The sequence below is a fragment of the Bradyrhizobium sp. CB1717 genome, assembly GCF_029714325.1.
GTDB lineage: Bacteria > Pseudomonadota > Alphaproteobacteria > Rhizobiales > Xanthobacteraceae > Bradyrhizobium.
This window is the reverse complement of record NZ_CP121666.1, coordinates 6687858-6711989: the sequence shown is the minus strand read 5'-3', so window position 1 is coordinate 6711989 and position 24132 is coordinate 6687858. Positions and strand designations below refer to the sequence as shown.

The 24132-nt window shown below is 65.9% G+C and carries 25 protein-coding genes and 1 pseudogene; 15 read left to right on the top strand and 11 right to left on the bottom strand.

Annotation, left to right across the window (positions count from 1 at the left end; genetic code table 11):
• Nucleotides 1-5 precede the first annotated feature (5 nt).
• Both QA649_RS31445 and QA649_RS31440 read right to left on the bottom strand, forming a co-directional pair.
• The gene (locus QA649_RS31445; RefSeq protein WP_018647949.1) at nucleotides 6-785 is read right to left on the bottom strand and encodes a class II aldolase/adducin family protein; all 780 of its coding nucleotides are present in this window, start codon (nucleotides 783-785) and stop codon (nucleotides 6-8) included.
• A 177-nt stretch (nucleotides 786-962) separates the two neighbouring features.
• On the bottom strand, nucleotides 963-2612 hold the full coding sequence (locus tag QA649_RS31440) for a glycosyltransferase family 39 protein (protein ID WP_283020602.1): 1650 nt from the start codon (nucleotides 2610-2612) through the stop codon (nucleotides 963-965).
• Nucleotides 2613-2924: 312 nt separating this feature from the next.
• Between QA649_RS31440 and QA649_RS31435 the strand changes: the two genes are divergently transcribed.
• A complete protein-coding gene (locus QA649_RS31435; protein ID WP_283020601.1) occupies nucleotides 2925-3785 on the top strand; it encodes a DUF308 domain-containing protein in 861 nt (286 codons plus the stop codon).
• A gap of 162 nt (nucleotides 3786-3947) precedes the next feature.
• The gene (locus tag QA649_RS31430) at nucleotides 3948-4367 is read left to right on the top strand and encodes a MucR family transcriptional regulator (protein WP_018647946.1); all 420 of its coding nucleotides are present in this window, start codon (nucleotides 3948-3950) and stop codon (nucleotides 4365-4367) included.
• A 130-nt stretch (nucleotides 4368-4497) separates the two neighbouring features.
• Here QA649_RS31430 and QA649_RS31425 read toward each other — a convergent pair whose 3' ends face one another.
• Both QA649_RS31425 and QA649_RS31420 read right to left on the bottom strand, forming a co-directional pair.
• The gene (locus tag QA649_RS31425) at nucleotides 4498-4926 is read right to left on the bottom strand and encodes a SufE family protein (protein WP_283020600.1); all 429 of its coding nucleotides are present in this window, start codon (nucleotides 4924-4926) and stop codon (nucleotides 4498-4500) included.
• A 68-nt stretch (nucleotides 4927-4994) separates the two neighbouring features.
• Entirely contained in the window at nucleotides 4995-5438 is a 444-nt protein-coding gene (locus tag QA649_RS31420; RefSeq protein ID WP_283020599.1) for a DUF5330 domain-containing protein, read from the bottom strand.
• A gap of 412 nt (nucleotides 5439-5850) precedes the next feature.
• Between QA649_RS31420 and QA649_RS31415 the strand changes: the two genes are divergently transcribed.
• The 3 genes from QA649_RS31415 to QA649_RS31405 are packed head-to-tail and all read left to right on the top strand — an operon-like array spanning nucleotide 5851 to nucleotide 8840.
• Nucleotides 5851-7728 (top strand): PAS domain-containing sensor histidine kinase, encoded by a 1878-nt coding sequence (locus QA649_RS31415; protein ID WP_283020598.1) that lies wholly within the window; start codon nucleotides 5851-5853, stop codon nucleotides 7726-7728.
• Nucleotides 7721-8437, top strand: a complete 717-nt coding sequence (locus QA649_RS31410) for a peptidoglycan-binding domain-containing protein (RefSeq protein WP_283020597.1) — start codon at nucleotides 7721-7723, stop codon at nucleotides 8435-8437. The genes QA649_RS31415 and QA649_RS31410 overlap by 8 nt, the downstream gene beginning before the upstream one ends.
• 58 nt (nucleotides 8438-8495) lie before the next feature.
• A complete protein-coding gene (locus tag QA649_RS31405) occupies nucleotides 8496-8840 on the top strand; it encodes a DUF1491 family protein (protein ID WP_283020596.1) in 345 nt (114 codons plus the stop codon).
• Nucleotides 8841-8990: 150 nt separating this feature from the next.
• Here QA649_RS31405 and QA649_RS31400 read toward each other — a convergent pair whose 3' ends face one another.
• Complete coding sequence (locus QA649_RS31400; RefSeq protein WP_283020595.1) at nucleotides 8991-9968, bottom strand: DUF2336 domain-containing protein; 978 nt, start codon at nucleotides 9966-9968, stop codon at nucleotides 8991-8993.
• A 253-nt stretch (nucleotides 9969-10221) separates the two neighbouring features.
• Here QA649_RS31400 and QA649_RS31395 point away from each other — a divergent pair, with 253 nt between their 5' ends.
• On the top strand, nucleotides 10222-10410 hold the full coding sequence (locus tag QA649_RS31395; RefSeq protein ID WP_018647854.1) for a hypothetical protein: 189 nt from the start codon (nucleotides 10222-10224) through the stop codon (nucleotides 10408-10410).
• Nucleotides 10411-10426: 16 nt separating this feature from the next.
• Nucleotides 10427-11188 carry a hypothetical protein gene (locus QA649_RS31390; protein ID WP_283020594.1) on the top strand — a complete coding sequence of 254 codons (762 nt, stop codon included), beginning with the start codon at nucleotides 10427-10429 and terminating at the stop codon, nucleotides 11186-11188.
• Nucleotides 11189-11231: 43 nt separating this feature from the next.
• Here the strand turns inward: QA649_RS31390 and QA649_RS31385 are convergent.
• Nucleotides 11232-12047, bottom strand: a pseudogene (locus QA649_RS31385) (LysR family transcriptional regulator); the annotation flags it as partial.
• A gap of 93 nt (nucleotides 12048-12140) precedes the next feature.
• Between QA649_RS31385 and QA649_RS31380 the strand changes: the two are divergent.
• Nucleotides 12141-12968: an MBL fold metallo-hydrolase gene (locus QA649_RS31380; RefSeq protein ID WP_283020593.1), complete on the top strand. Its 828-nt coding sequence runs from the start codon at nucleotides 12141-12143 to the stop codon at nucleotides 12966-12968.
• 12 nt (nucleotides 12969-12980) lie between these two features.
• Here QA649_RS31380 and QA649_RS31375 read toward each other — a convergent pair whose 3' ends face one another.
• From QA649_RS31375 to QA649_RS31365, 3 genes are all read right to left on the bottom strand, one after another.
• Entirely contained in the window at nucleotides 12981-13571 is a 591-nt protein-coding gene (locus QA649_RS31375) for an amino acid synthesis family protein (protein ID WP_283020592.1), read from the bottom strand.
• An 8-nt stretch (nucleotides 13572-13579) separates the two neighbouring features.
• The gene (locus QA649_RS31370; protein WP_283020591.1) at nucleotides 13580-14443 is read right to left on the bottom strand and encodes a fumarylacetoacetate hydrolase family protein; all 864 of its coding nucleotides are present in this window, start codon (nucleotides 14441-14443) and stop codon (nucleotides 13580-13582) included.
• Nucleotides 14444-14532: 89 nt separating this feature from the next.
• Nucleotides 14533-15234: an FCD domain-containing protein gene (locus tag QA649_RS31365; protein ID WP_018647842.1), complete on the bottom strand. Its 702-nt coding sequence runs from the start codon at nucleotides 15232-15234 to the stop codon at nucleotides 14533-14535.
• A gap of 119 nt (nucleotides 15235-15353) precedes the next feature.
• Between QA649_RS31365 and QA649_RS31360 the strand changes: the two genes are divergently transcribed.
• The 3 genes from QA649_RS31360 to QA649_RS31350 all read left to right on the top strand — a co-directional run bounded on the left by QA649_RS31360 (nucleotide 15354) and on the right by QA649_RS31350 (nucleotide 18315).
• Nucleotides 15354-16346 (top strand): zinc-dependent alcohol dehydrogenase family protein, encoded by a 993-nt coding sequence (locus QA649_RS31360; protein ID WP_283020590.1) that lies wholly within the window; start codon nucleotides 15354-15356, stop codon nucleotides 16344-16346.
• 16 nt (nucleotides 16347-16362) lie between these two features.
• Complete coding sequence (locus tag QA649_RS31355; protein WP_283020589.1) at nucleotides 16363-17265, top strand: VOC family protein; 903 nt, start codon at nucleotides 16363-16365, stop codon at nucleotides 17263-17265.
• A 72-nt stretch (nucleotides 17266-17337) separates the two neighbouring features.
• Nucleotides 17338-18315: a tripartite tricarboxylate transporter substrate binding protein gene (locus QA649_RS31350; protein WP_283020588.1), complete on the top strand. Its 978-nt coding sequence runs from the start codon at nucleotides 17338-17340 to the stop codon at nucleotides 18313-18315.
• 30 nt (nucleotides 18316-18345) lie between these two features.
• Here the strand turns inward: QA649_RS31350 and QA649_RS31345 are convergent, their stop codons facing one another.
• Complete coding sequence (locus tag QA649_RS31345) at nucleotides 18346-19425, bottom strand: Cj0069 family protein (protein WP_283020587.1); 1080 nt, start codon at nucleotides 19423-19425, stop codon at nucleotides 18346-18348.
• A gap of 414 nt (nucleotides 19426-19839) precedes the next feature.
• Here QA649_RS31345 and QA649_RS31340 point away from each other — a divergent pair, with 414 nt between their 5' ends.
• Both QA649_RS31340 and QA649_RS31335 read left to right on the top strand, forming a co-directional pair.
• The gene (locus QA649_RS31340) at nucleotides 19840-20073 is read left to right on the top strand and encodes a hypothetical protein (RefSeq protein WP_283020586.1); all 234 of its coding nucleotides are present in this window, start codon (nucleotides 19840-19842) and stop codon (nucleotides 20071-20073) included.
• Between the two features lie 60 nt (nucleotides 20074-20133).
• Entirely contained in the window at nucleotides 20134-21021 is an 888-nt protein-coding gene (locus QA649_RS31335; protein ID WP_283020585.1) for a DUF1259 domain-containing protein, read from the top strand.
• A gap of 36 nt (nucleotides 21022-21057) precedes the next feature.
• Here QA649_RS31335 and QA649_RS31330 read toward each other — a convergent pair whose 3' ends face one another.
• A complete protein-coding gene (locus QA649_RS31330; protein ID WP_283020584.1) occupies nucleotides 21058-21849 on the bottom strand; it encodes an IclR family transcriptional regulator in 792 nt (263 codons plus the stop codon).
• A 171-nt stretch (nucleotides 21850-22020) separates the two neighbouring features.
• Between QA649_RS31330 and QA649_RS31325 the strand changes: the two genes are divergently transcribed.
• Together QA649_RS31325 and QA649_RS31320 are read left to right on the top strand one after the other, a co-directional pair.
• Nucleotides 22021-23181: an aminotransferase class V-fold PLP-dependent enzyme gene (locus QA649_RS31325; protein WP_283020583.1), complete on the top strand. Its 1161-nt coding sequence runs from the start codon at nucleotides 22021-22023 to the stop codon at nucleotides 23179-23181.
• Nucleotides 23182-23204: 23 nt separating this feature from the next.
• Nucleotides 23205-24107, top strand: a complete 903-nt coding sequence (locus QA649_RS31320) for an amino acid ABC transporter substrate-binding protein (protein ID WP_283020582.1) — start codon at nucleotides 23205-23207, stop codon at nucleotides 24105-24107.
• The last annotated feature ends 25 nt before the right edge of the window (nucleotides 24108-24132 follow it).

Below are 24132 nucleotides of genomic sequence, written 5' to 3'. Positions count from 1 at the left end.
AAATCTCAAGAGCGGTAGCCGGGATTGACGCGGTCGAGCTTGCGCAGCAGCGGCGGCCACACGAGGTTGTTGGCGCGCAGCTCGGCGCGGTCGCGGTTGGCGAGCAGCTCGGTGTTCTTCTCGATCGCGATCTCCTCGACCGGATAGACCGGCGTGCCCAGCGCGCGCGTGCGCACCTGCATCGAGCAGGCGCGCTCGAGGTGGTACATGCGCTCGAAGGCGGAGGCGACCGAGCGGCCGACGGTCAGCGTGCCGTGGTTGCGCAGGAGCATGTGGTTGTGATCGCCGAGGTCCTTCTGCAGCCGCGGCCGCTCTTCGTGGTCGAGCGCGATGCCTTCATAGTCGTGATAGGCGAGGTCGTGGGTGACGAGCTGGGCGGTCTGGTTCAGCGGCAGCAGCCCTTCCGCGCTGCTCGACACCGCGGTGCCGTCGAGGGTGTGGAGATGCAGCACGCAGATCGCGTCCTCGCGTACCTCGTGGATCGCCGAATGGATGGTGAAGCCGGCCGGGTTGATGCTGTACTCGCTCTCGGAGAGCTGGTTGCCGTGCAAATCGACCTTGACGAGGCTCGAGGCCGTGATCTCCTCGAACATCAGCCCGTAGGGGTTGATGAGGAAGTGATGGTCGGGGCCAGGCACGCGCGCGGAGATGTGGGTGTCGACCAGATCGTCCCAGCCGTACAGCGCGACGAGGCGATAGCAGGCGGCGAGGTTGACCCGTTGCTGCCACTCGGCCTCCGTCATGTTGGAGGGCATTTCCCTCAGGCGGGCTTCTGCTGGTGACATGACAATTCTCTCCGAACCTCGTTGTTGCGGGAAGGGAGCGTAGACTTGGGTGAGGCTGGCGGCAAGGCGGTCAAATCGCAGCAGCCAAGCGTAGCCCGCATGGAGCGAAGCGTAATGCGGGACGCCTGATCCCGGATTTCGCTTCGCTCCATCCGGGCTACGGTTCGGAGAAAATTATTACGGCGCCGGGATCGAGAGCAGGCTGGAAATGCTGCGGCCGCGGATGTCGTAGACGCGGGCGAACACCACGTCGTCGCGCTTGATCTCGACCATGACGGGCGCGGTGAGGCCCTTGCAGTAGAACTCGCCGAGCGTCATGGCGAAATCGGCCGCATTGGAATCCCAGCCGATGGTGAAGTCGGGTCCGAGCGCGACCTGCGCCGGACGCTGCGGACCGCACACGGCGACCTTCCATTTGCGATTGACGGGTGGAACTTCCTGCCGCTCGACCAGCTGCTCGCGCAGCTCGTCCGAGGCCTGCTTCAGCGCGAGGCCCCAATAGTCCAGCATGAAGCGGTCGTCTGCGGCGCGCACGGTGCCGGCGATGTGGTTGAAGTGGGTGTACTGGTAGGGGTGCAGCCGGATCATCTCGGCGAGCGAGAGCGCGAGGCCGAAGCAGAAGGTCGCGAGCACGACCGGCTGCCAGGTGCGGTGGTTGGCGCGCAGGCGCTCCATGCTCCAGGCGAAGGCGACGCCGCCGAGCACCGCCATCGGCGGGATCACGAAGACGAAATGGCGGATGCCGTTGTAGAGCGCAGGACGCTTCACCATCGCGATCGCGAGCGGCAGGGTCGCAGCCAGCGTCAGCATCAGCAGGATGGTCTTGCGGCGGGCCGGAACGTCGCCGCGCGGCAGCAGCGCGAAGGTGCTGACCACGGCGCCGCCCATCAGCACCAGCATCACTTCGGGCAGCTGCAGCGCGAACAGCGTCGGCAGGTACGACCAGGGCATGTCCGGCACCGACACGATCGCGCCGTCGAACATCTCCTTCCACGGCTTCTCGAAGAAGTGCGAGAAGTAGGTCAGCGCCTCGAAGGGATTGCCGGGCTCCATGATCGACCACGGCCAGATCAGGCCCATCACGAGATAGCCGAACACGAGACCGGGCAGCAGCACGTAGACGACATGGGCGAAGCGGCGGACCGATTCGCGCAGGCCCTCGGTGCGCAGTTCCTCCAGGAACAGCGGGATGAAACCGAGGATGGCGTAGACCAGTGCGAGCCCGCCGAGAACACGGCAGCCGAGCGAAAGACCGGCCCCTAAGCCGACGATGAGGATCGTGCGCGGCGAAGGCTGCGGATATTCCTCAGCGAGCCGGACCAGGCCCAGCATCAGGATGATCATGGCCACAGCGAAGGGCGCATCCTTCGGGTTCATGAACATGTGGCCGTAGAAGATCGGGCACAGCGCGAGCAGCAGGAGCGCGGCAAGACCTGCAAGGGGGCCGCCGATGCGGCGGCCGAGCCGCCAGGTCACGGCAAGTCCGACCACCCCGACGATCGCGCCGACCAGGCGGCGCGTCTCGAACAGCTCGAGCGGAAGCACCTTGTGCAAGAGGGCCGCGACCATGTCGAAGCCGCCGCCATACATGTAGAGATTGGCGAAGGAGAGCGCCGCGGTGTCCTTGAAGCCGGAACCGAACATGCGCAGCAACAGGTCGGCATATTCAGCGTGGGTGTAATCGTCCCAGCCGAGCCCGTAGTCGCGGAAGGTCAAGCCTGCAATCACGGCGACCGCGGCCAGCACCAGCATGGCGAGATCGTCGCAAGTCCGTTCGACCGAGCGCCGCAGAGGCGTGTCGATCGCCGAAGTCGTGATGGATGTCATGGCTATTGGTGACCCGGAATCCCCTCTTGGCCCTGCCGGTGCGCGTGGGCCACTTCCCCGGTCTCCCTATAGCGCAGTTCCATTACCAAGTAATTGGGCATTATGGCTAAATTCCTGATGCGACGCAGCAAATCCTTGCAACCGGGAGCTTCCCAACAGTAGCGAGCCGTAGCTGAAGGGAATGTGAATAAGTCCCTGATTTCCTTCTCTTTAGGAACGCCGACCACAATTCACGGTTGGCGTGGAACGCCGTATGACGGTATCGTGGCGTGACGGGTGTCGCGTGTGGATGCGCGGCCGGGGATGAGTTCGATGAGCTTGGCAATGTTGATCGTGGGGATTGTCGCCGTGGTGGCGGGCCTCCTTGCGATCCTGTTTGGCTTCACTGTCAGGGAATTCAGCCTCGGCAGCACTCTCATAATCTCCGGCACGATCGGCGTCTGCTCCGGGATGTTACTGGCCGGCCTGCACCTGGTGCTGCTGGAGCTGAAGGGCATCGCCCGTCGGCTCGCCGGCGCACCGTCCGAGGTTCGGGTCAGGCCCGTGCTGCCGGGCCTTGCGGTGCCGGGCGCGGCTGCGTCCGAGCCGATGCCTGCTCCGGCCATGCGGGGCGAGCCTCCGCCATCGCCGGCAACGGCGCCGCCATGGCTGGGCGAAGCACCGGCGCGGGAGCGTCCGCGCGCCGAGCCGCCGCCGGAGCCGGTCGCCCCGACGCCTCCTGCGGCGCCGGAACCGCCGCGCCGTCGCAACCTGATGTTCGCCTCGACCTCACGCAAGGAGCGCGAGCGCGCGGAGGCCAAGGCCACCGAGGGCGCGCCACCGCCTGCGGAACCCGCAGCACCTGCCGCGCCGGACACCCCGCCTGCGAGCTTCGACGATGCCTGGCCGAAGCCGGATCGCATGCGCCCGCCGGAACCGCCGGCCGCCGCACGCCGTCCGCCCCCGCCACCGCGCTCGCCCTCGATCTTCACCGAGGCTCCCCCGCCGCCGCCTGCGCCCGAGCCGGAGCCGGCGGCCGAGCAGCCGCCCGTGACGGTGCTCAAATCCGGTATCGTCGACGGCATGGCCTATTCGCTCTATTCCGACGGCTCGATCGAGGCGCAGATGCCGGAAGGCATGATGCGCTTTGCCTCGATCGACGAGTTGCGCGCGCATCTCGATCAGCGGTCCTGAGACGCAAGTCTGGGCTGCGCAAGTAAAGCGCGACCGTTCTCGTCACGTCGTCAGTGGTCAGCTCATATTCGCCAGTTGTCGTATTTTCGCCGAACGTATTGTTGACACGGAATACTTTGGCGTCGTCAATCCCGCGCGGCGCAACAGGGAAGGGGCAAGCCCATGTCGGATGCCGGGACTAAGAATTTCATCGAGCTGACGGCGAGCATCGTGTCGGCCTATCTCGGCAACAATCCGACGCCGGCCGCCGAGATTCCGAACCTGATCAGCCAGGTGCATGGCGCGCTGGTGCGGGTCTCGACGGGCCGCACCGAGGCGGCGCCGCTCGAGCCGGCAAAGCCGGCTGTGTCGCTGAAGAAGTCGATCGCGCCCGATTATCTCGTCTGCCTGGAAGACGGCAAGCGCTTCAAGTCGCTGAAGCGCCATCTGCGCACGCAGTACAACATGACGCCGGAGCAGTATCGCGAGAAATGGGGCCTGCCGGCCGACTATCCCATGGTCGCGCCGAACTACGCGGTGGCGCGCTCGCAGCTGGCCAAGCAGATGGGCCTCGGGCAGCAGCAGCGGAAGAAGGGGAAGTAGTCCAGCTCGAGATCTCGTAGGGTGGGCAAAGGCGAGCAGCGCCGTGCCCACGAATTCTCACCAATCACACGCGAATGGTGGGCACGCTTCCGCTTTGCCCACCCTACGGCACCTGTTGTGTGGTGAGGGTCTAGGACGCTTCCGCGAGCGCCTCTTTCGCATCCGTTTTGATGCGCTCGACCATCGAGCGCAGGCCGTTGGAGCGCTGCGGCGTCAGATGATCGCGGAAGCCGAACTCGTTGAACACGGCGATCGCGTCGGTCGCGAGGATTTCCTGCGGCGTGCGGCCGGAATAGAGCGCGAGCACGATCGCGACCAGCCCGCGCACGATATGGGCGTCGCTGTCGCCGCGATATTTCAGGATCGGCGCGCCACCATTGCGGTCGACCAGCTTCTGCAGCCAGACCTGGCTGACGCAGCCATTCACCTTGTTCTCGGCGGAGTGCTCGGCCTCCGGCAGCGGTTCCAGGGTGCGGCCGAGCTCGATGACGTACCGGTAGCGGTCGTCCCACTCGTCCAGAATCTCGAAATTGTCCCTGATTTCGTCGATCGTCGTCATATTGGCCCACAGTTCCCGTTAAGGCCAATATAGGGACGCGAAGCCGTGAAATCGATAGGGTTTGGGCCCTAATTCGCTGCCTGAGGGCCGCGCCATTCCAGCGCAAGGTCGTCCTGGGTCAGGGTGTCGCGCGGCGCCTCGCTTGCGGCCGCGTCGCCTTCGCCGGCCATTGCGATCGAGCCGGTATGGTCGGGGGCCTTCTTATGGTCGTTCTTGGAGCCGTCGTTCTTGTCGTTGGTGATCTGCTCTTTCTTGTCGTTGATGATCTGGTAGATCTTCTTCGCGCCGTCCTGCGCGCGCTGGCCGATGATGGTCGCGGCCTGGCCACCGACCTCGCAGGCCGCCGGCTGGCGCTTGCAGAACTGGGTCATGTCGGAGACGGCCGCGGTCGCAGCCTGCACCGCATCGGCGGCGCCGATCTGCGGCAGCTTCTCCGAATCGGGCGTCTTGTCCCGTGGCAGGAGCACCAGCACCAACCCGAGCCAGAATGTGATGCGGAGCAGAAAGCGCATCTTGTCGACCTGTACGTTAGATCCCGCCGCGGCGATGTCCGCAGAGCGCGTCGGACCTAGCAACTCTCGATAAATCGCAAGTGATTGCCTTGAGCTTAATTCGTGGAAAATTGACGCGAAAATCTTCGCAAGGCCCCGGTCTCGTAAATTTTCCATTGATGCTGCGGTCCGTGCCCTTCCGGGGCCGCGTATCCACCAATTCGAAACCATGCGGCGGACGGTGAAACCCTGTGTTCACCATCCTCACCGAAGACGTCGTCAAATCGTCTAAAAAGCCCCGCGATGACACGGTGTCCGGCTGCGCGCGTTGCCGCCTTAGCACTCGTTTAAGGTCGCTCTGACAGGTTGGCTCAACGATAAGGAGGCGTTCCGGCGCGTCTTCTAAAGACGATTGAGCCGAAGCGCGAGACCCGTGACAGTTTTGAGTATCATCCGCGATTGTCTCGATGCGCTGCTGCATCCCTCCGCGCGTTACGATGCGCTGACGCGAGCGCGCCATCGTGCCTTCATGGCGCCGCGGCTGCTGGGCAGCCTGGCAGCGTTTGCCGCATTCCCCGTCTATCTCGCCATGCGTGGCGCGCCGAGCGCGGTCGAGGTCGCGGCCTTTGCCTGGCTGATCGCGCCCATCATGCTGTCCTGGTTCCTGTCGCGGACCGGCCGCTACGAGGGCGCGCACGTGCTGTCGTCGCTGGCGCTCTCCGGCCTGATCATGGCGGTCGCGGTCACCACCGGCGGCATTGAATCGTTTGCCGCGGTCTGGCTGGTGGTGGTTCCCCTCGAAGCTGCGCTGTCGGCCTCGCGCCGCGTCGCGGCCTTCGCCTCGCTGCTCGCGCTGTCCTGCGCCGGAATGCTGATCCTGGTCAGCCAGCTCGGCTGGCTGCCGGTGGAGGAGCCGAGCGCCGCGCAGCGCGGCGTGCTGATGGCGTTCGGCGTCGCCTCGGCCACTCTCTATGCTGCGGGCCTTGCCTTCGGCGCTGAATCGCTGGCGCGCACCAGCGTCGCGCTGTTGTCGCGCGAGGAGGAGCGTTATCGCCTGCTCGCGCGCAACATGAGCGACGTCATCTCCCGGCATCAGCGCAACGGCGCGGTGCAGTTCATCTCGCCGGCCGCCGAGGCCATGCTCGGCTTATCAGTGACGCAGTTGCACGGCCACGGCCTGTTCGACCGCGTCCATGTCGCCGACCGTCCGGCCTATCTCACCGCGCTGTCGGATGCCGCGCGCGGCGACGTGCGCAGCGTCGAGTTCCGGCTGCGGCGCGAGCCTGCCGGCTCGGAGCGCGGCCAGGTCGATTTCATCTGGGTCGAGATGCGCTGCCGGCCGCTCGAGCAGGATCGGGACCGCGATCCCGCGCGCGAGCCCGAGGTCGTCGCCGTGATGCGCGACGTCACCGATCGCAAGCATTCCGAGCAGGCGCTCGATCAGGCCCGCAGCGCGGCGGAGGCCGCCGATGCCGCCAAGACGCGCTTCCTCGCCACCATGAGCCATGAGCTGCGCACGCCGCTCAATGCGATCATCGGTTTCTCGGAGATGATCGCGCAGGAGCAGACCCTGATGCTGGGTGCGGCCCAACGCAAGGAATATGCCCAGCTCATCAACGATTCCGGCCAGCATCTTCTGTCGGTCGTCAACGGCATCCTCGACATGTCCAAGATGGAATCGGGCAATTTCGAGATCGCGTCGGAGCCGTTCGCGCCGCGCGCCTCGCTGCTGCATTGCTGCAATCTGCTGGCGCTGAAGGCACGGGAAAACGGCGTCGACCTCGTCACCGACGCGCCGCAGGACCTGCCGGTCATGACCGGCGATCCCAGGGCCTTCAAGCAGATCGTGCTCAACCTCGTCGCCAACGCCGTCAAGTTCACCGAACGCGGCGGTCAGGTCTCCGTATCAGCAGCGGTGACCGGATCGCAGCTCACGCTGCGCATCAGCGACACCGGCGTCGGCATCGCGCCCGACGATCTCAAGCGCATCGGCGCGCCGTTCTTCCAGGCCGGCAAGACCTATCAGCGCCGACACGAAGGCACGGGACTTGGATTGTCCATCGTCAAGAGTCTCGTGGCATTGCATCTCGGCGAATTGACGGTACAAAGCCGGTTAGGTGAGGGCACCGCCGTCACCGTCAAGCTGCCGCTCGTCTATACGCCGCCGCAAGCCAAGCCGGTCGAGAGCAAGGTCACGACCTTGACGCCGGTGCCGCGCCAGGAATTTCACAAAGAACTTCACAAAGAACTTCACGAAGAACTCAACGATCAACGTCACGACCAACCCGCTCCGGTGAAGAAAAGTGCCTAAGAAGTCTGCCAAGGACGAAGCTGCTCCGCGCCGCCGTGGTGCCAAGGGCGGGGCTAAGGCTGCGGTCATCGATGTCGAGACCGAGCGCAACCTCGTGATGCGCGTGCTGTTGCACAGCCCGAAGGACACGCTGGCCGGCCTCGTTGCCGTTGCCGCGATCGGTGCGATCGTCGCCAATGCGCTGTTCCTGCAGACCGGCCGGCATCCTGCGCCGATGTTCGGCACCGTGATCAATCTTCCCGCGCCGTCCTCGGTGCCGCTGTCCAATCCCATGCCGCGTCCGCGCCCGGTCGGCGCCGATACCTCGCCGCTCGAACCCAAGGCCACCGAGTTTCGCGTCGAGCCCAAGCCGGCCGAGCGCGCCGCCGAGAAGCCGGTGGAGAAACCGGTCGAGGCGACCGCATCGACACCGCGCGCGGGCAACGATCCCATGACCAATCTGGTCAAGGCGACGACCTCGCCGCCGTCCGCGATCCGTCCGCCGGCGCCGATCCCGCAGCAGAGCCCGGCCGCGCGGCGCATCGCCGGCGTGCAGCGCGCGCTCTCCGAATACGGCTATGGCAATCTGAAGATCACGGGCACGATGGGTGGCGAAACCCAGTCCGCGATCCAGAAATTCGAGCGCGAGCACAAGATGCCCGTCACCGGCCAGGTCTCCGACCGCCTGCTGCGCGAGCTCGCCGCCGCGATCGGCCATCCCGTCGAATGATCGTCAGGCTTGCGCGCAAGGCTGGTGCTGATCGCGGCACTGGCCTATCGTCCTTTCCATGCGTTTGAAATCCAACATATGGGTCGCGGCCTATTTGCGCCGCTGCCAGACCGAGGGCGTGTTCGGCGCGGTGCGCCGTCGCGGCGCCGAGGAGGCGGGCGCGGTGTTCGTGAAGGTGTCGCTGCTCGACGGCCATGCGATGCTATACGTGCCGGCGCCGCAGACCTCTTACGACGACGGACGTCCGGTCGACCGCTTCTTCGTGCCGGTTGCGCCGCAGCCGCAGCCGGAGCACACGATTGAGGAGCGCCTGACCAAGGAGCTCCGCTTCGATCCGGATGCCTGGATCGTCGAGACGGAGGACCGCGGCGGGCGGCACTTTCTGGAATTGGCGAAGGCGTAGCGCCAACCGTCATTGCGAGCGCAGCGAAGCAATCCAGAATCTTTCCGCGGAGGGACTCTGGATTGCTTCGCTGCGCTCGCAATGACGAGTTCGGTGCGGGCTGCGTGCCCAACACGCTGCGTCACTCTCCAAAGGGCAAGCGCGGGAAATTCAGCGCTCCGACGAGCCGCCGGTGCCCGCCCGCACCGCGGGCGCGGATCCCGGCTGCACGCCCGGCCGCGTCTGGCTTGCGCCGGCACGGGCGCGCTGGCGTTCGCCGTCGTGCAGCGATGACTGGTATTTTGCCCGCGTGACCGCGAGCGTCGAGCCGCGCCAGGCCGCCAGCATCACCAGCGCCGAGCGGTCGTCGAGGCGGTCGTAGAGCCGCGACAGCCGGTACACCTCGTTCACGGAATTGCCGATCTCCGGCTTGAAGAACAGCAGGATGCGCTGGAAGTTCGGGCTCGGCATGTCGAGCGCGCGCGCGGCGACCGCGAGCGCTTCGCCGCCGGCATCGTCGACGATCTGCGCGGCGACCCGCGAGGGCAGGATCAGGCTGTCGCCGAGCTCCAGGGTGAAGCTCTCGACGTCGCCCGCGATCGCCGCCATCTCCAGGATCTGGAACGCGCGCTTGGCGCGCACGGTCGGAATCCGCGGCGCGGCCTTCAGCGGCGTCTGCGCCAGATTGTGCAGGATCAGCGCGCGTTCGGAGGCGGAGGCGCGGAAGAACATGTCGTGGATCTCGGCGGCGTCCTTCGGCTGCATCGCCATGTTCGCGGCCATGCGCTGCTCGGCCTCGGTCGGGGCGCGCACCGCGGCGGGGGCCGGCACGGGCGCGGGGATTTCGCGCGCCAGCGGAATCCTGCGACCTTCCTGGGCGGCGACCAGCCCGAGCTTCTGCAGGACCGGGACCGGCGTCTGCGGATAGACCGCGAGCTTGGCCTTGATAGCCGCGCGGGTCGCGTCGTCGACCTGGTCGATCAGCCGCGTCGCAAGCTCGATGAACTGGCGCTGCTCGTCATCGCTGTGAACGCGCGTCTGGACGTAGAGGTCGGTCAGCACGCGCAGCAGCGTCGGCCGAACATCGACGCCTTCGCGACGGGAGAGGCTCATCAGCCCGTCGAATCCGGGAAACAGCGACTTGGTCATGGAGGCGTACGCAACTCGGAGAAGATACTTGGGGCGAGCCTAGCGCAGGTTCCTTTAAAGGCTCGTTAAGGAAAACGAGGCGTGAAGCCGGCCCTTAAATTTGAGGCCTTCTCGTGCCGCAACGGGACGGCGCGGCCCGCCCGTGCAGTTACGGTCCAAAGGGCATGTTTACACCCCGTTAACCATGAGCTGATCTTAATGACTGCCATGTTGCAGGGGCGTATTTGATCGCGCGGCAATTGAGAGAGCTGACATGGGGACCATCATCGAATTTCCGGCCGGTCGCCGGGTAGGCTCGTCGGGGGACGTCACACCGCACGCGGACATGGGAACGATTCTGATTCTCCCGGTGATCCGCATCGAGCGCGAGAGCGACGAAACCAGCGGCGATCGCGGGCCGGAGCAGGGCACAGCGCCGGGGCGCCGTCGTCGCCGTCGCTGACGGTCAGGCTTTTGCAATGCCGGACCCCATCCGCCATATCCGGCCTTTCGTATCGGCCGTCCTGCTCGCGCTGCTCGGCGCGACGTTGGGCGCCTGCAGCGGCGGCGATTTCGGCCGCACCCGCGCCGACATGCGCAGCGACGACATGCATCGCTGGCTGGGCGCCGAGGCTACCGGCAGCGTCGGCCTGGGGCCCTCGCAATTCCAGCTCACCGACGAGGAACGCCAGCTTCGCGACCTCGCCTATCCCATGATCGAGCCGCCGCTGTCGCGCCCGGCCTGGAAGAGCGTGTTCGGCGACTACAAGCCGCTGCCCTCACCGTGGCGGCAGAAGATCGTGTTCGACCGCACCATGTACGGCCGAACGTTGATCGACGAGCCGCACCGCTCGCACTCCTCGCGCTATGCGCAGCTGATCGAGGACGTCCGCAACGACATCACCCGTTTCGAGCCGTTCTTCGCCAGCGCGATCCGCGTCATCGATCTCGACAGGAAGCGCGATGCCACCATGGCGCGCGTCTCCGCGCTCTCGCCACGAGAGAGGGACGATGCGGTCGCGCGCATGCAGGAGAACTCGCTGATCGTGCAGTGGGTGCAGCAATGCCTGGAGCAGCGCGTCTCCTCCTACCGCTGGGCGCTGGAGCGTCTGGTGATCCAGGCGCCCGACGGCATGGCCGCCGATGCCGACCGCCTGATCGGCGAGCTCGCCGCCCAGACCGCCAATCCGCCGGTCATGAGCCAGCCGCCTTACGGCCGCGCGGTCGTCTCGAAGGGCTGAGCCGTTCGCGCGCGCCGGGCCGTTGTCCGGTCGGCTCTCGCTATCGCCGCTGCTTCTGAAGCTTCCCGACAAAATCCTTCAGCGCATCTGCCAGCGGCGCCGATGCGCGATAGGCGAGCCCGACCTCGCGTTTGACCTTGACCTCGATCTCGCGCACCGCGACATCGGGATTGCTCTTCGCGACGCCTTCCGGGACGATGGCGATGCCGACGCCGGCGGCGACCAGCGCCATCGCCCAGTCCTCCGACTGCGCAATCGCCGCGGTCTGGCGCCGCTGTGCATTGCGGCCGAAGAATGCGCTCTGCTCGCAATGGCAGCGGTCGATCAGGGGCACCTCGGCGAGATCGGCGGCGCGGAGCTTGTCCTTCAGCGTCAGCGGATGCGACGGCGGCAGCGCGGCGACATAGCGCTCGCTCCACAGCGCGACGAAATGCTCGTCGTCGCGCAGCATGGTCTTGGCGATGATCCGCGCGTCGGCGCGCTCGTCGCTGCCGACGAGGCGAAGTGCGACATCGCTGCGCGCCGTCAGCGGCTTCAAGAGCGCGATCGTCCGGGGCACGTCGAGCGTGCGCATCAGGCCCAAGGTCACCGTGGTCTTGGTCGCGGGCTTCCTGAACAGGCTGCGCGCGGCATCGGCCTCGTCGATGATGCGGCGGGCGACGGTGTGAAACTGCTCGGCCGACGCGGTCGGCGCAACGCCCTTCTTGTGCCGGATGAACAGTGTGGTGCCGAGCTCGGCCTCCAGATGGGTGATCGCGGTCGAGATCGACGGCTGCGACACGAAGCAGGCGCGCGCCGCCGCGGTCAGATTGCGCTCGCGGTAGACGGCGGCGAAGTAGCGAAGCTCGCGGATGTCCATAGGATAATCCTAGAGATAATATCAATATTCGATATTTTACCTATGGCGGCCGCGATGACAAGAACGCTCCTGTCACGACAGGCGAGGTCATCCATGAAAATCCACCATCTCAACACCGGCACGATGTGCCCGATCGGCCGCCGCCTGGTGAACGGCACCGGCAGCCTGTTCCAGCGCGCCCGCCTGGTCTGCCATTGCCTGCTGGTCGAGACCAATGACGGCCTCGCCCTGGTCGATACTGGCATTGGCCTTGGCGATATCGCAGCGCCCGGCCGGCTGGGCCGGCGATGGCTGCGGCAGACCGCGCCGAAGCTCGATCCCGCAGAGACGGCCGTGCAGCAGGTGAAGGCGCTCGGCTATTCACCCAAGGACGTGCGTCACGTGCTGCTGACCCATCTCGACCGCGATCACGCCGGCGGCGTGCCCGACTTTCCCCATGCCGCGATCCACGTCCATCGCGCCGAATACGACATGGCGGTGCTGCGCAAGCCGGCACCGCCCGAAGAGCGCTACGTCACGGGGCAGTGGAGCCATGGACCGCGTTGGGCCTTCTATGGCGACGACGGCGAGGACTGGTTCGGCTTCAAGGGTGTGCGCGCGCTCGGCGACACCGAAACGGACGTGCTGATGATCCCGCTCGCCGGCCACACGCTCGGCCATTGCGGCATCGCGGTGCGCTCGGGCGACACATGGCTGCTGCATGCCGGCGACAGCTATTTCCATCACGCCCAGCTCGATGCATCGCCGCGTGTGCCCCTGATGCTCGGCTATTTCCAGCGCTGCGGCGACATGGACCGGGACAAGCGGGTCGCCAACCAGGCGCGGCTGCGTGCGCTGAAGCTGAACCACGGCAACCGCGTGAGGATCGTCAACAGCCACGATCCCGCCGACTACGAGCGCTGCCGCTGCGGCGCGCATTGAGCGCGCGGCGCGTCAGCGCTGCCCGTCGTGTACCGAGATCTCCGATGCCTTGAGGCCGCCGATGCGCGCGTGGGGGCGGCCGCCGGTTGCCATCACGAGACCGAAGGCGATCTCGTCGCGCCGTGGCGCATCCCAGAGCGTCATCTCCGCGGTGCCGAAATGGCTGCGGACATAGGCAGCGTGGATATGACCGAGCGGCACCATCAGGCGCGTGCCGGGCCCGCCGATGGTCTTCGCCGCCGGCACGATCGCCTTCGGCTGTCCTTTGGGCTGTCCCAGCACCTCGCGCATGCCGTGGCCGCCGGCCTCGTGCCAGACGGCGCCGTGCTCGATCTCGCCGTCCTCGCCGACGATGATGCCCTTGCCATAGGCCTCGACGCGCTCGGCGCCGCCAAGCTGCGCGATCAGCCCGGTTGCGAGCTTGCGCCCGAGCTCACGCAAGGAGGCCTGGAACGGCATCAAGTCGGGCTCATAGCGACCGGCGAAGGGATTGCGGACGACTGCGATGGCCGTCCCGACCAGCAGCGGCTTCTCCAGCCGCGGGCCGCGCTCATGCCAGACGGTCTCGACGCTGAGCGCGGTCTTGCGAATGTCGTGGGACATGCCGGGCCTTACGCCTCGTCCACGACGGGATTACTGAGCACGCCGATGTTCTCGATCTCGACCTCGACCACATCGCCCGGCTTGAGGAAGATCGGCGGCTTGCGGGTGAAGCCGACGCCGGCGGGCGTGCCGGTGGCGATGACGTCGCCGGGCACGAGGTCGAAGATGGTCGAGCAATATTCGATCAGCCTCGGGATCGAGAAGATCAGCATCGAGGTGTCGGAGGACTGCACGGTCGCGCCGTTGACGCGGGTCTCCAGCTTCAGCTTGGTGGGATCGCCGATCTCGTCCGGCGTGACCAGCCACGGTCCGAACGGGCCCGTGCCGACGAAGTTCTTGCCCGAAGCGATCTGCTGGGCGTGGCGCTGCCAGTCGCGCACGCTGACGTCGTTGTAGATCGAGTAGCCCGCGACGTGATTCCAGGCGTCAGTCTGGCTGATGTGGCGGCCGCCCTTGCCGATGACTACGGCGAGCTCGCCCTCCCAGTCGAAATTGTCCGAGACCCTCGGCCGGATCACCGGCGCGTTGTGTGCGACCTGCGAGCGCCAGACCCGTAGGAAGATCGGCGGAAACTCCGTGATCTCGCGCTTCATGCCGAACGCCACCGCCTCGTTGTGGTGGTCGAGATAGTTGCGCACGGCGCAGACGATCTTCTCCGGGCGCGGGATCACGGGAAGGTATTTGATGTCGCCGAGCGCCAGCGTGGGCTTGTGTTCGGCGACGATCGCCTCGCGGCGCGCATAGTCGTCGCTGCCGAGGAAGTCGGCGAGGGTCGGGTACTGGGGCAGGGCGCGGCCGAGATCGACCACGCCGTTTTCGACAACGGCGCCCCAGCTTTCCCGGTTTCCGTCCAAGAACGACAGCAGCTTCATGGTTTCGCCCCAAGGGTTTCGATTTTCGATGAGGTGTATTATTTTCGAAAATAAGCCCGGGCGCAAGGCCGCCGTGTGCGAAAATTGCGCTATTCGGTGTCGAGCAGATGGCCCGCGTAGGTCGCGACGTTATCGGACGTCGAGCGGATATGCGCCTCGATCAGCTGCACGGCCAGATCGGCATTGCGCGAGATCGCGGCTTGCATGATCGCCTGGTGCTCGCCGGCCTTGTCGCGCGGACGCGGCCGGAAATTGGCGGACAGGTGCCGATAGCGCTCGGCGCGGTCGAACAGCTCGGCGCGAATGGCGAGCAGCGTCGCCGAGCCGCAGGCGGACACCAGCGCCTGGTGGAACTGGCGATGGGCGATCTTCCATTCGGGATCGCGCAAGGGATGCTCGGGATCGCGCTGCTCGATCCGCTTCAGGCGGTGCAGCGTCGAGATCACGGCGATTTCCCAGTCATCGTCGCCGCGCTCGATCGAGCGGCGGATCAATTCCACCTCGATCAGCACGCGGGCATCGGTGACCTCCACCAGATCCTGGCGGCTGACCGGCGCCACGCGAAATCCACGCTGCTCCTGCGCGTCGACCAGTCCTTCCGCGGCGAGGGCCGTCAGCGCCTCGCGCAGCGTCGTAAAGCTTGCACCGAAGCGCTCGCGCAGCACGTCGAAGCGCAGCGGCTCGCCCGGCGCGAGGCCGCAGGCAATGATCTCCTCGCGCAGCCGATGGGTGATATCGGCGGCAATGGTCTTGCCGAATTCCTTGCGGGGGCGAATGGCGCTGTCGGGCATGGGCCTGCCAATGAATCGATGCCTCAAGATGCCGCGCCAACGACCATCTTGCAATAATTTTCGTAAACGGTATGATTTTCGAAAATGACGGTTTGAAGAGGTCTGGGGAGCGTGAAGAGATGAGGGCGGTGCTGGTGCGTCAGCCGGGCGGGCCGGATGCGCTTGAGGTGGTCGAGCTTCCGGTGCCCGCGCCGGGTCCCGGTCAGGTGCAGATCCGGGCCGAGGCGTTCGGGGTCGGGCAGCCCGACGTGCTGATCCGGCGCGGCGTCTACAAATGGATGCCGCCGCTACCGGCCAATCCGGGCAACGATGTCGCCGGCCGCATTTCCGCGCTCGGGTCCGGCGTCGAGGGATTTGCCGTCGGCCAGAAGGTGCTGCTGAGCGCGCGCGATCTGTCCCAGCGCGGCGGCTGCTACGCCGATTATGTGGTCGCGCCCGCGGATGCCGTTCACGCACTGCCCGACCATGTCGATCTGCAAGCCGCCGTGTGCCTGTCGAACTACCAGGTGGCCTACGCGCTGCTGCACGAGTGCCGCCATCCGCGCGCGCCCGCGAGCGCGCTGGTGATTGGCGCGGCCGGCGGCGTCGGCACCGCGCTGGTGCAACTGGCGAAGCTCGCCGGGATGACCGTGATCGGCACGGTCTCGACCGAGGAGAAGGCCGCGTTCGCGAAGGCGAACGGCGCCGATCATGTCATCTTCTACCGCAGTGAGGATGTCGTGGCACGGACGCGCGAGCTGACGAAGGGCGACGGCGTCGGCCTCGTGCTCGATCACGTCTGCGGGCCCGAATTCACCGCCTATCTCGGCGCGCTCGGCAAATGGGGCACGCTGCTGTCCTACAACGCCTTCGCCGGATTGCCGGAAGAGAATTTGATGGCGGCGATGCGCAACCATCTCGACATCTGTCCGGCCGTGCGCTGCTTCTCCTTCCACATCTACGACCACGATCGCGACGGCCGCCGCGCCCTGATGCGCAGCGTGATCGAGGCGCTGAGCCAAAATGCGATCAAGCCGGCGATCTCGGCGGTGCTGAAGCTCGACGAGGTCAGGAAAGCGCATACGCTGCTGGAGCAGGGCTCCGCGCTCGGCAAGATCATCATGACGCCATGAGGGGGTGGACCGCATAATGACACAAGCACCCATTGCACGCTTCACCCGCCTGCGGCACGCGACCTTCACCTCGCCCGATCCGGGGCGGCTGCTCGACTACTACCGCGGCGTGATCGGTCTCGGCCTCGTCGCCTGCGACGGCGGCCGCCTGTTCCTCGCCAACGATTCCGAACAGCTCTCGCTGGTGATCGAGCCCGGCGACGCCGCCTTGAAGAGCATCGCCTTCGAGATATCCCCCGATGTCCAGATCGAGGCGCTGGGCGCCGCGCTGAAACAGGCGGACTTACGGCCCGAGCTCCACAGCGATCCCCTGCCTGGCGTGTCCCGTCTGCTGTCCTTCAGCGATCCTGAAGGAACGCGCTTCGAACTGATCCAGGGCTGGACGCCGACGCCCGCGCAGGAGCGGATCGGCGGGCTCGCTGTCGCCAAGCTGGGCCATGTCGCGCTGCGCACGCCCGATCCGCAAGCCGCTTCGGACTTCTACGCGAACGTGATGGGCCTGCGGGTCTCCGACTGGATCGAGGATCGCTTCGTCTTCATGCGCAGCGGCTTCGAGCACCACACGCTCAACTTCGCCCGGGCGCCCGTGCGCAGCCTGCATCACTTCGCCTTCGAGCTGCGGGGCCCCGAACACATGCATCGCGCCTGCGACCATCTCGCGCGGCACAAGCTGCCCGTGCTCTGGGGACCCGTGCGTCACGGCCCCGGCCACAACACGGCGATCTATCACCGCAATCCCGACGGCCATCTGGTCGAGCTGTTCTGCGATCTCGACCGCATGATCGACGAAGCGCTCGGCTATTTCGAGCCGCGCCCGTGGCACCGCGATCGTCCGCAGCGACCAAAGGTCTGGGTCGGCCTGCCGCGCGATGTCTGGGGCATGGCGCCATCGCCGGAATGTACGGAGTTCGCGCGCTAGCGGATTTGAGTTCGAACGGACGATCGCCGCACGCGCGGCCAACGAAACAACAATCAAAGGGGAGAAGCATCCATGCTCTGGATGAAGCGGCTTGCTGCGGCCATTTTTCTGCTGGGCAATTGTCTCGCAACCACTCTTGCGGCGGCGGACACTTATCCGTCGCGCCCGATCCGGCTGCTGCACGGATTTGCCGCGGGCGGTGCGGCCGACACGCTGTCGCGCATCATCGCCGACGGGCTCTCGAAGAAGCTCGGGCAGCCGATCATCGTCGAGGCCAAGCCCGGCGCCGGCGGCAACATCGCGGCGGACGCGATCGCAAAGGCTGCGCCCGACGGCTACACGCTCGGCCTCGTCACCGGCGCGCATGCGATTTCGGCGGCGACCTACAAGAGCCTCGCCTATCAGCCGGCCGAGAGTTTCGACATGATCTCGACGCTGGTGTACTACGCGCTCGTCATTGCCGTGCGCAACGATCATCCCGCAAAATCACTCGGCGACCTCATCGCGATCGCGAAGGAGAAGCCCGGCGCGCTTAGCTTCGGATCGGTCGGCTTCGGCTCTACGCATCATCTTGCGGGAGAACTGCTGAACGCGGCGGCCGGCGTCGAGATCGTGCACGTGCCGTATCGCGGCGATTCGCAATCCATCACCGCGCTGCTCGGCGGCGAGGTTCCGGTCATCGTCGGCACGCCGGTCCTGCTGGCGCCGCAGATCCAGAGTGGCGCGATCCGCGGCCTCGCGGTGACCTCGCCGACGCGCACCGCCTTGTTGCCCGAGGTCCCCACGGTTCAGGAAGCCGGCATCAAGGGCTACGACGTGCGCACCTGGGCCGGCCTCCTGGCGCCGAAGGGCACGCCGCCCGCGATCGTCGCCGCGCTCAATGCGGCGACGCTCGAGGTGCTCAAGGATCCCGAGATCAAGCAGCGCCTGGAGACGGCCGTCGGCGGTGAGGTCCGCGGCAGCACGCCCGCGGAGATGAAGGCACTGATCGAGACCGAGATCGTCAAATGGACTGGCGTGGTGGAGCGGGCGAAGCTCCCGAAGATCTGAGGTGAGGGAGCTTGCCCGCTATCCCGCTCGCTATGTGCCGGAATGCACGCCTGCAGTCCGGAGCATGCGCTGCTTCACCGTCCGCGCGATCGCCGCCGGTGCCTCCTCGGGGATCGCAAAGCACGAGCTCGCGTTGATCTCGCACAGCACGTAGGTGTCGGCCCCGGCCGCATCTTTCGGCCCGTACAAAAAGTCCGCGTCCCAGATGACCGGCAATGACAGCTCATCGATTCCGAGTGTCGCCATCATCTGCGGCGTCCATTCGTCCTCCATTGCTCGCCGCAGCGCCTGGAATTGCGGCGCGTCGGGACCATGCATGATCCGCGGACCCGGCTGCGCTTCAGGCGAGTCCGGTCCCTCCGGCGGCGGCGGGATCAGGGCCTTGATCTTCTGATGCCCGAAGCCTGCGACTCTGGCGCCGCTCATGTAGCAGCGGATCATGCCGTCGGGCAGGCGCGGCTGAAACGCCTGGTCGATGATGCAGCCGCCCCAGCCGAAATAAGGCTCGCACCGCGCGAACAGGGCATCGAGCGGCATGTCCTCAGGGAGACTGCCGCGCTGCGCATGGAGCACGCGAACCATGCCGTCCGTGTCGGGCAGCGCCTCCACCTTCCAGACGCCCTGGCCGCCATTGCCGCGGTTCTGCTTCAGCACGCGCGGACCTTCGGTCCGAAGGCGCGGCGGAAACTGGCTGCGGAAGCTTGCCGCGGTGTCGTAGCGATGCGTGTCCGCGCCCCAGCCGAGATGACGCGTCCGGTAGAGCACCTCCTTGACGCCCATCTTGAGGATGATTTCGGGATGCGCGCTCACCCATGGCCCTTGCGCTGCGACGTCGCGCAGCAGGGCGTCGAGCTCGGCGCGCGTCTTGCCCTGGTGGATCGGATCGACCCACACCAGCACGCCGTCAACTGCGAGCAATTGATCGCGGACGGCGCCCGCGACGCTTTCGTCGTAGATCACCGGCGCGGCTTCGATGCCGACGGCGGCGAGCGCTTCGAAGACGCGGACGAAGCGGCTGTTCTGGGCCGTGGCCTCGCGACGCGCGGCCGCGTCGCCGCGTGAGAGGATTGCTAGGGTCTGGCGGGGAGAGGAGTGACGTTCGGTGTCCATGCGCAAGCTCCACGAATTTGCGTGCTGCGCAGAGCTTGGACCGGAGTCTCAAGGGGAGTCTGCATTGTCCCCGTGAAGCCAGCTTACGTGAGATGGCCTTCAGGTTTCAAGAGTGGTCGGCGTGGTTCCAAACGAGGCGTAAAATTCTTTGTGAGAACCCTTGGGGAGCGGTGAGTTGACAGCTCTGCCACCCCGGCTTCTACTCGGCGTGTCGGGGATGTGCGATCTCCCCGTGAGGCGACATGCTCAAGAATCGCGTCCTGATCTTCACCAAGGACGCCGCATGTCATCTGACACCCCGATATCATCCGACACATCATTTCGGCTCATCGTTCCGGCGCGGCGCGCCGGCCTTGTCGATGCGTAACCTTGCGAAACGGGCTTCACCTGGGGCGGGGACACAGGAGAACGACCATGCGCACACGGACAATCCTTCACGCTCTCCTCATTCCAGCGCTGATTGGCGGCGCGTCTGCCGTACGCGCGCTGACCCAGGACGAGCTCGTCGCCAGGATCAAGGCGGCTGGCTACACCGAGGTCAGCGACATCAAATCGACCGCAGAGGGAACGACCGCCATGGCGATCAAGAACGGCAAGCCGGTGCGGCTCGTTGTCGACAGCAGCGGCCAGATCAAGGAGCGGAACTGAGCCGCAGGCGGCTCCGGAAACCGAATTCGAGCCCGAGTTCAAGCCAATGGGAGCAGATCAATGCGCAAGACAATCTCGGCGCTGATGGTTATCGGCGCCTGTTTCATCGCGACTGCCCGCGCGCAGGATGTCGACTGGCAGAAGGTTGATGATGCTCTGGGCCGCAAGCCGGCCGTGACCGGCGACGTGCATCGCTACGGCTTTCCGCGCACCGACCTCACGGTGACGCTCGATGGCGTGACCATCAAGCCGGCGCTGGCGCTCGGCGGCTGGGTTGCGTTCAAGCCCGCCCATGGCGGCGTCATGGCGATGGGCGATCTGGTGCTGCTCGAGTCCGAGATCAACCCGGTCATGCTGAAGATGATCGCGAACGGGCTGGAGATCACGGCCGTGCACAATCATCTGCTCGGCGCGAGCCCCGCGACGTTCTACATGCACGTGGCCGGTCACGGCGATCCCGTGAGGATCGCAACCGCCCTCAAGGAGGCGCTCGCCGAAAGCAAGACGCCGCTCTCGGTGCCGGCTCCCACGGCCCCGCCGCCGGCCGTCGATCTCGACACTGCGCAGCTCGACCAGATCATCGGCGTCAAGGGACAGGCCAATGGCGGCGTCTACCAGTTCAACGTGCCGCGCCGCGATCCAGTCACCGAGCAGGGCATGCAGCTGAGCCCGGTCGGACCGATGGGCGTTGCGACCGCCATCAACTTCCAGCCGACCGGCGCGGGCAAGGCGGCCATCACCGGCGACTTCGTGCTGACCGGCGACGAGGTGAACCCGGTGATCAAGGCGCTGCGGTCGCACGGCATCGCCGTGACCGCGCTGCACAGTCACATGCTGGACGAACAGCCGCGTCTCTTCTTCATGCATTTCTGGGCCAACGACGACGCGATCAAGCTCGCCAATGGCTTGCGGGCCGCGCTCGACAAGACCGCGAGCACGAAGAGCTGATCGAGAACGAAGCCGGACTGGACCGGGCGTTACCGATCAGGATGCGTCGCCTGCGGCGTCCTCGTCATCACCGAGGATCGTCTCCGACAGCAGCGCCGCGGCCTTCTGTAGCGGCGCTATGAACCGGTCCAGCTCGGTGAAGCTCACGCGTGCCACGGGAACGGACACACCCAGGCACGCGATCAGCTCGCGATCCGGCGAGAGGATCGGAACGGCGCAGCCGACCACGCCCCGCACATATTCTTCATTGGTCTTGGCCCAGCCGCGCCTGCGCGTCTCGTCGAGCACCTTCATCAGGCTCTCGACATCGACGATGGTCGTCTCGGTGTATTTGGTGAGTGCGAGTGCGCGGCACAGTTTTTCTCGCGCCCGCTCCGGCAGGCGGCTCATGTAGATCTTGCCGGTCGACGTGCAGTGGAGCGGCGCCGCTTCTCCCGGATTGAACTGGAGCCCCTGCGGTTGCGATACGCGGACGCTGTCGACGTAGGCAACGACATTGTCCCGCACCACGCCGATCTCGCATTGCTCGCCGATTTCAGCCGCAACGGCCCGGAGCACCGCATGCCGGCGCGCGGTCCGGAAAGCTGCGCCGATCACCTTGGCCGACAGCGTGACCAGTTGGTTGCCGACCACGTAGCGCTTCGTTCCCACGGCTTTCTGAAGCAGCCCGCGCTGCTCAAGATTTCCGATCAGCCGGTGCGCGGTCGGCAGCGGCAGCGACAGCGCGCCGGCGATCTCCGCGACCGAGGCTGCTCTGGTCTGGCTCGCAACATAGCCAATGACCGCGAAGGCACGGTCCATTGGCCCGTCGGTACTCGGCTGCTGCATTCGCCCTCCCTCCATTCAAGGATTTCAAATAATTATCATTTTTCGGAATGAAAACTACTGAAATATGAAAATTACTCTAGGCGCGTTTATGGCTTTGCCCATATCGTTGGCGTTGCGGGGCGGTGAACAGGATTTGTGCAGTGCGAACCGCCGCGGACTCAGGAGATCGGGATGTCAGGCCATTACGACGTTGAAGCCGTGCGGAAGGAGTTTCCGGCTGCCGAGCGGATCACTTATCTCGACTCCGGCTTCCAGACGCCGCTTGCGCGTCCCGTCAAGGCAGCGATCGATCGTTTCCTGAGCGAAGGTCTCGAGACCGCCGGCCCCAAGAAAGTCTGGCTCGATCGCGTCGAGCAGACCCGCGAGAAGCTGGCGCGGTTTCTCGGTGCATCGGCCGACGAGATCGCCTTCACCAAGAACACCTCGGAAAGCATGAACATCGCCGCGAACGCGCTGCCGCTGCGCGCCGGCGACAAGGTGCTGATGATCCACGGCGATCATCCGAACAACGCCTACGCATTCCTCAACCTGCGGCGCAAGGGCGTCACGGTCGAGTTCGTGCCGATGACGGAGATCGTGACGGCCGACAGCCTTCGTCCCTACATCGACGCGAATACGCGGGCGATCTCGATGTCACAGGTGACATTCCATGCCGGCCACCGTTTCGACGTCGAAAGCATCGGCGCCCTCTGCGCGGAGAAGGGACTCTATTTCGTCGTCGACGTGATGCAGGCGATCGGCGTCGTGCCGATCGACGCGAAAGCGATGCGTGCGACCTTCATCGGTTCGGGCAGTCACAAGGGGCTGCTGGTGCCGCAAGGGCTGGGCCTGCTCTATTGGGACAAGTCGAGGGCCGAGCTCGAGCCTGCTTATCTTGCAGCCGCGAGCCTTGCGGAAGTTCCGGCCGATCTCATCGCGCAGCCCGACAGGCTCGAGCCTGCCCCGAGCGCGCGCCGCTTCGAGCTCGGCAATTTCAATCTTCCGGCGATCCATGCGCTCGGTGCCTCGCTCGACATGATCGAGGCGCTGGGCGTTGAGAACATCCAGAACCACTGCTTCGATCTCGGCGACCATCTCATCGCCCGGCTCGACGTGCTGGACGTTCGTCTGGTCGGCCCTCGCGCGCGGCAGCATCGCGCGCCGCACATCTACGTCATCGCGCTGCCCGCCGCCGAATGGCTCGGCCATTTCGAGGAGAACGGGATCCGCGTGTCGCCGGAGCGGGACGGCATTCGCGTCTCGTTCGGGATGTTCAACACGATTGCCGATGTCGACCGCCTGATCGAGATCATCCAGCGGCGCGGCGTGAAGCCATCATCGAGGGCCGCATAGGCCGCTCATCAGGGGAGATGTACATGACGAAGTCTGCGCGTGTCTTGAGCATTCTGTCCAGCCTCGCGGTGCTCGGCGTCATCAGTGGACCCGCGGCTGCCGCCGACAGTCCCACACTCGCCAGGATCAAATCGAACGGCGCCATCACCATCGGCCACCGCGAGGCCTCGATACCGTTCTCCTATCTCGGTCCCGACCAGAAGCCGATCGGCTTCTCGCTCGATTTGTGCGCGGCCATCGTCGAACGCATCAAGGCGGAGACCGGCCTGCCCAGTCTCAAGGTCAATTACGTTCCGGTGAACTCGTCCAACCGCATTCCGCTGATCCAGAGCGGCACCGTCGATATCGAGTGCGGCGGCACGGCGAACGACAGGAAGCGGCAGGAGCAGGTCTCGTTCTCGGTCGCCACCTTCGTCAGTCAGCCGCGCTGGCTGGTCAAGGCGGACAGCGGCCTGAAGACGGCCGGCGATCTCAAGGGCAAGACCGTCGTCGTCACCCAGGGCTCCAATGCCGTCGGCTTCGCGCAGGGCGTGAATGCGAAGGAGCAGCTCGGCTTCAACATCGTCCAGGCCAAGGACCACGCCGAATCCTTCCTGATGCTGAACACCGGCCGCGCGGCCGCCTTCATGGAAGACGATATTCTGCTCGCCGGCCTCAAGGCCGCAGCTCCGAACCCGGACGCGCTGATATTTCTCCCCGAGGGCTACGCCAAGATCTATTATGGCCTGATGTTCACGAAGGGCGATACCGGCTTCAAGGCGCTCGTCGATGACGTGCTGTCGAAGCAGATGGCGTCGGGCCAGTTCGAGAAGACCTACGCCAAATGGTTCACGAGGCCAATTCCGCCCAAGAATGAGAACTTGGCGTTCCCGCTGACGGTCGAACTGACGGAACGGATCGCGCATCCCAGCGACGCGGTCGACTAGTAGCGGCAAGGCGGAGAGTGTCCCG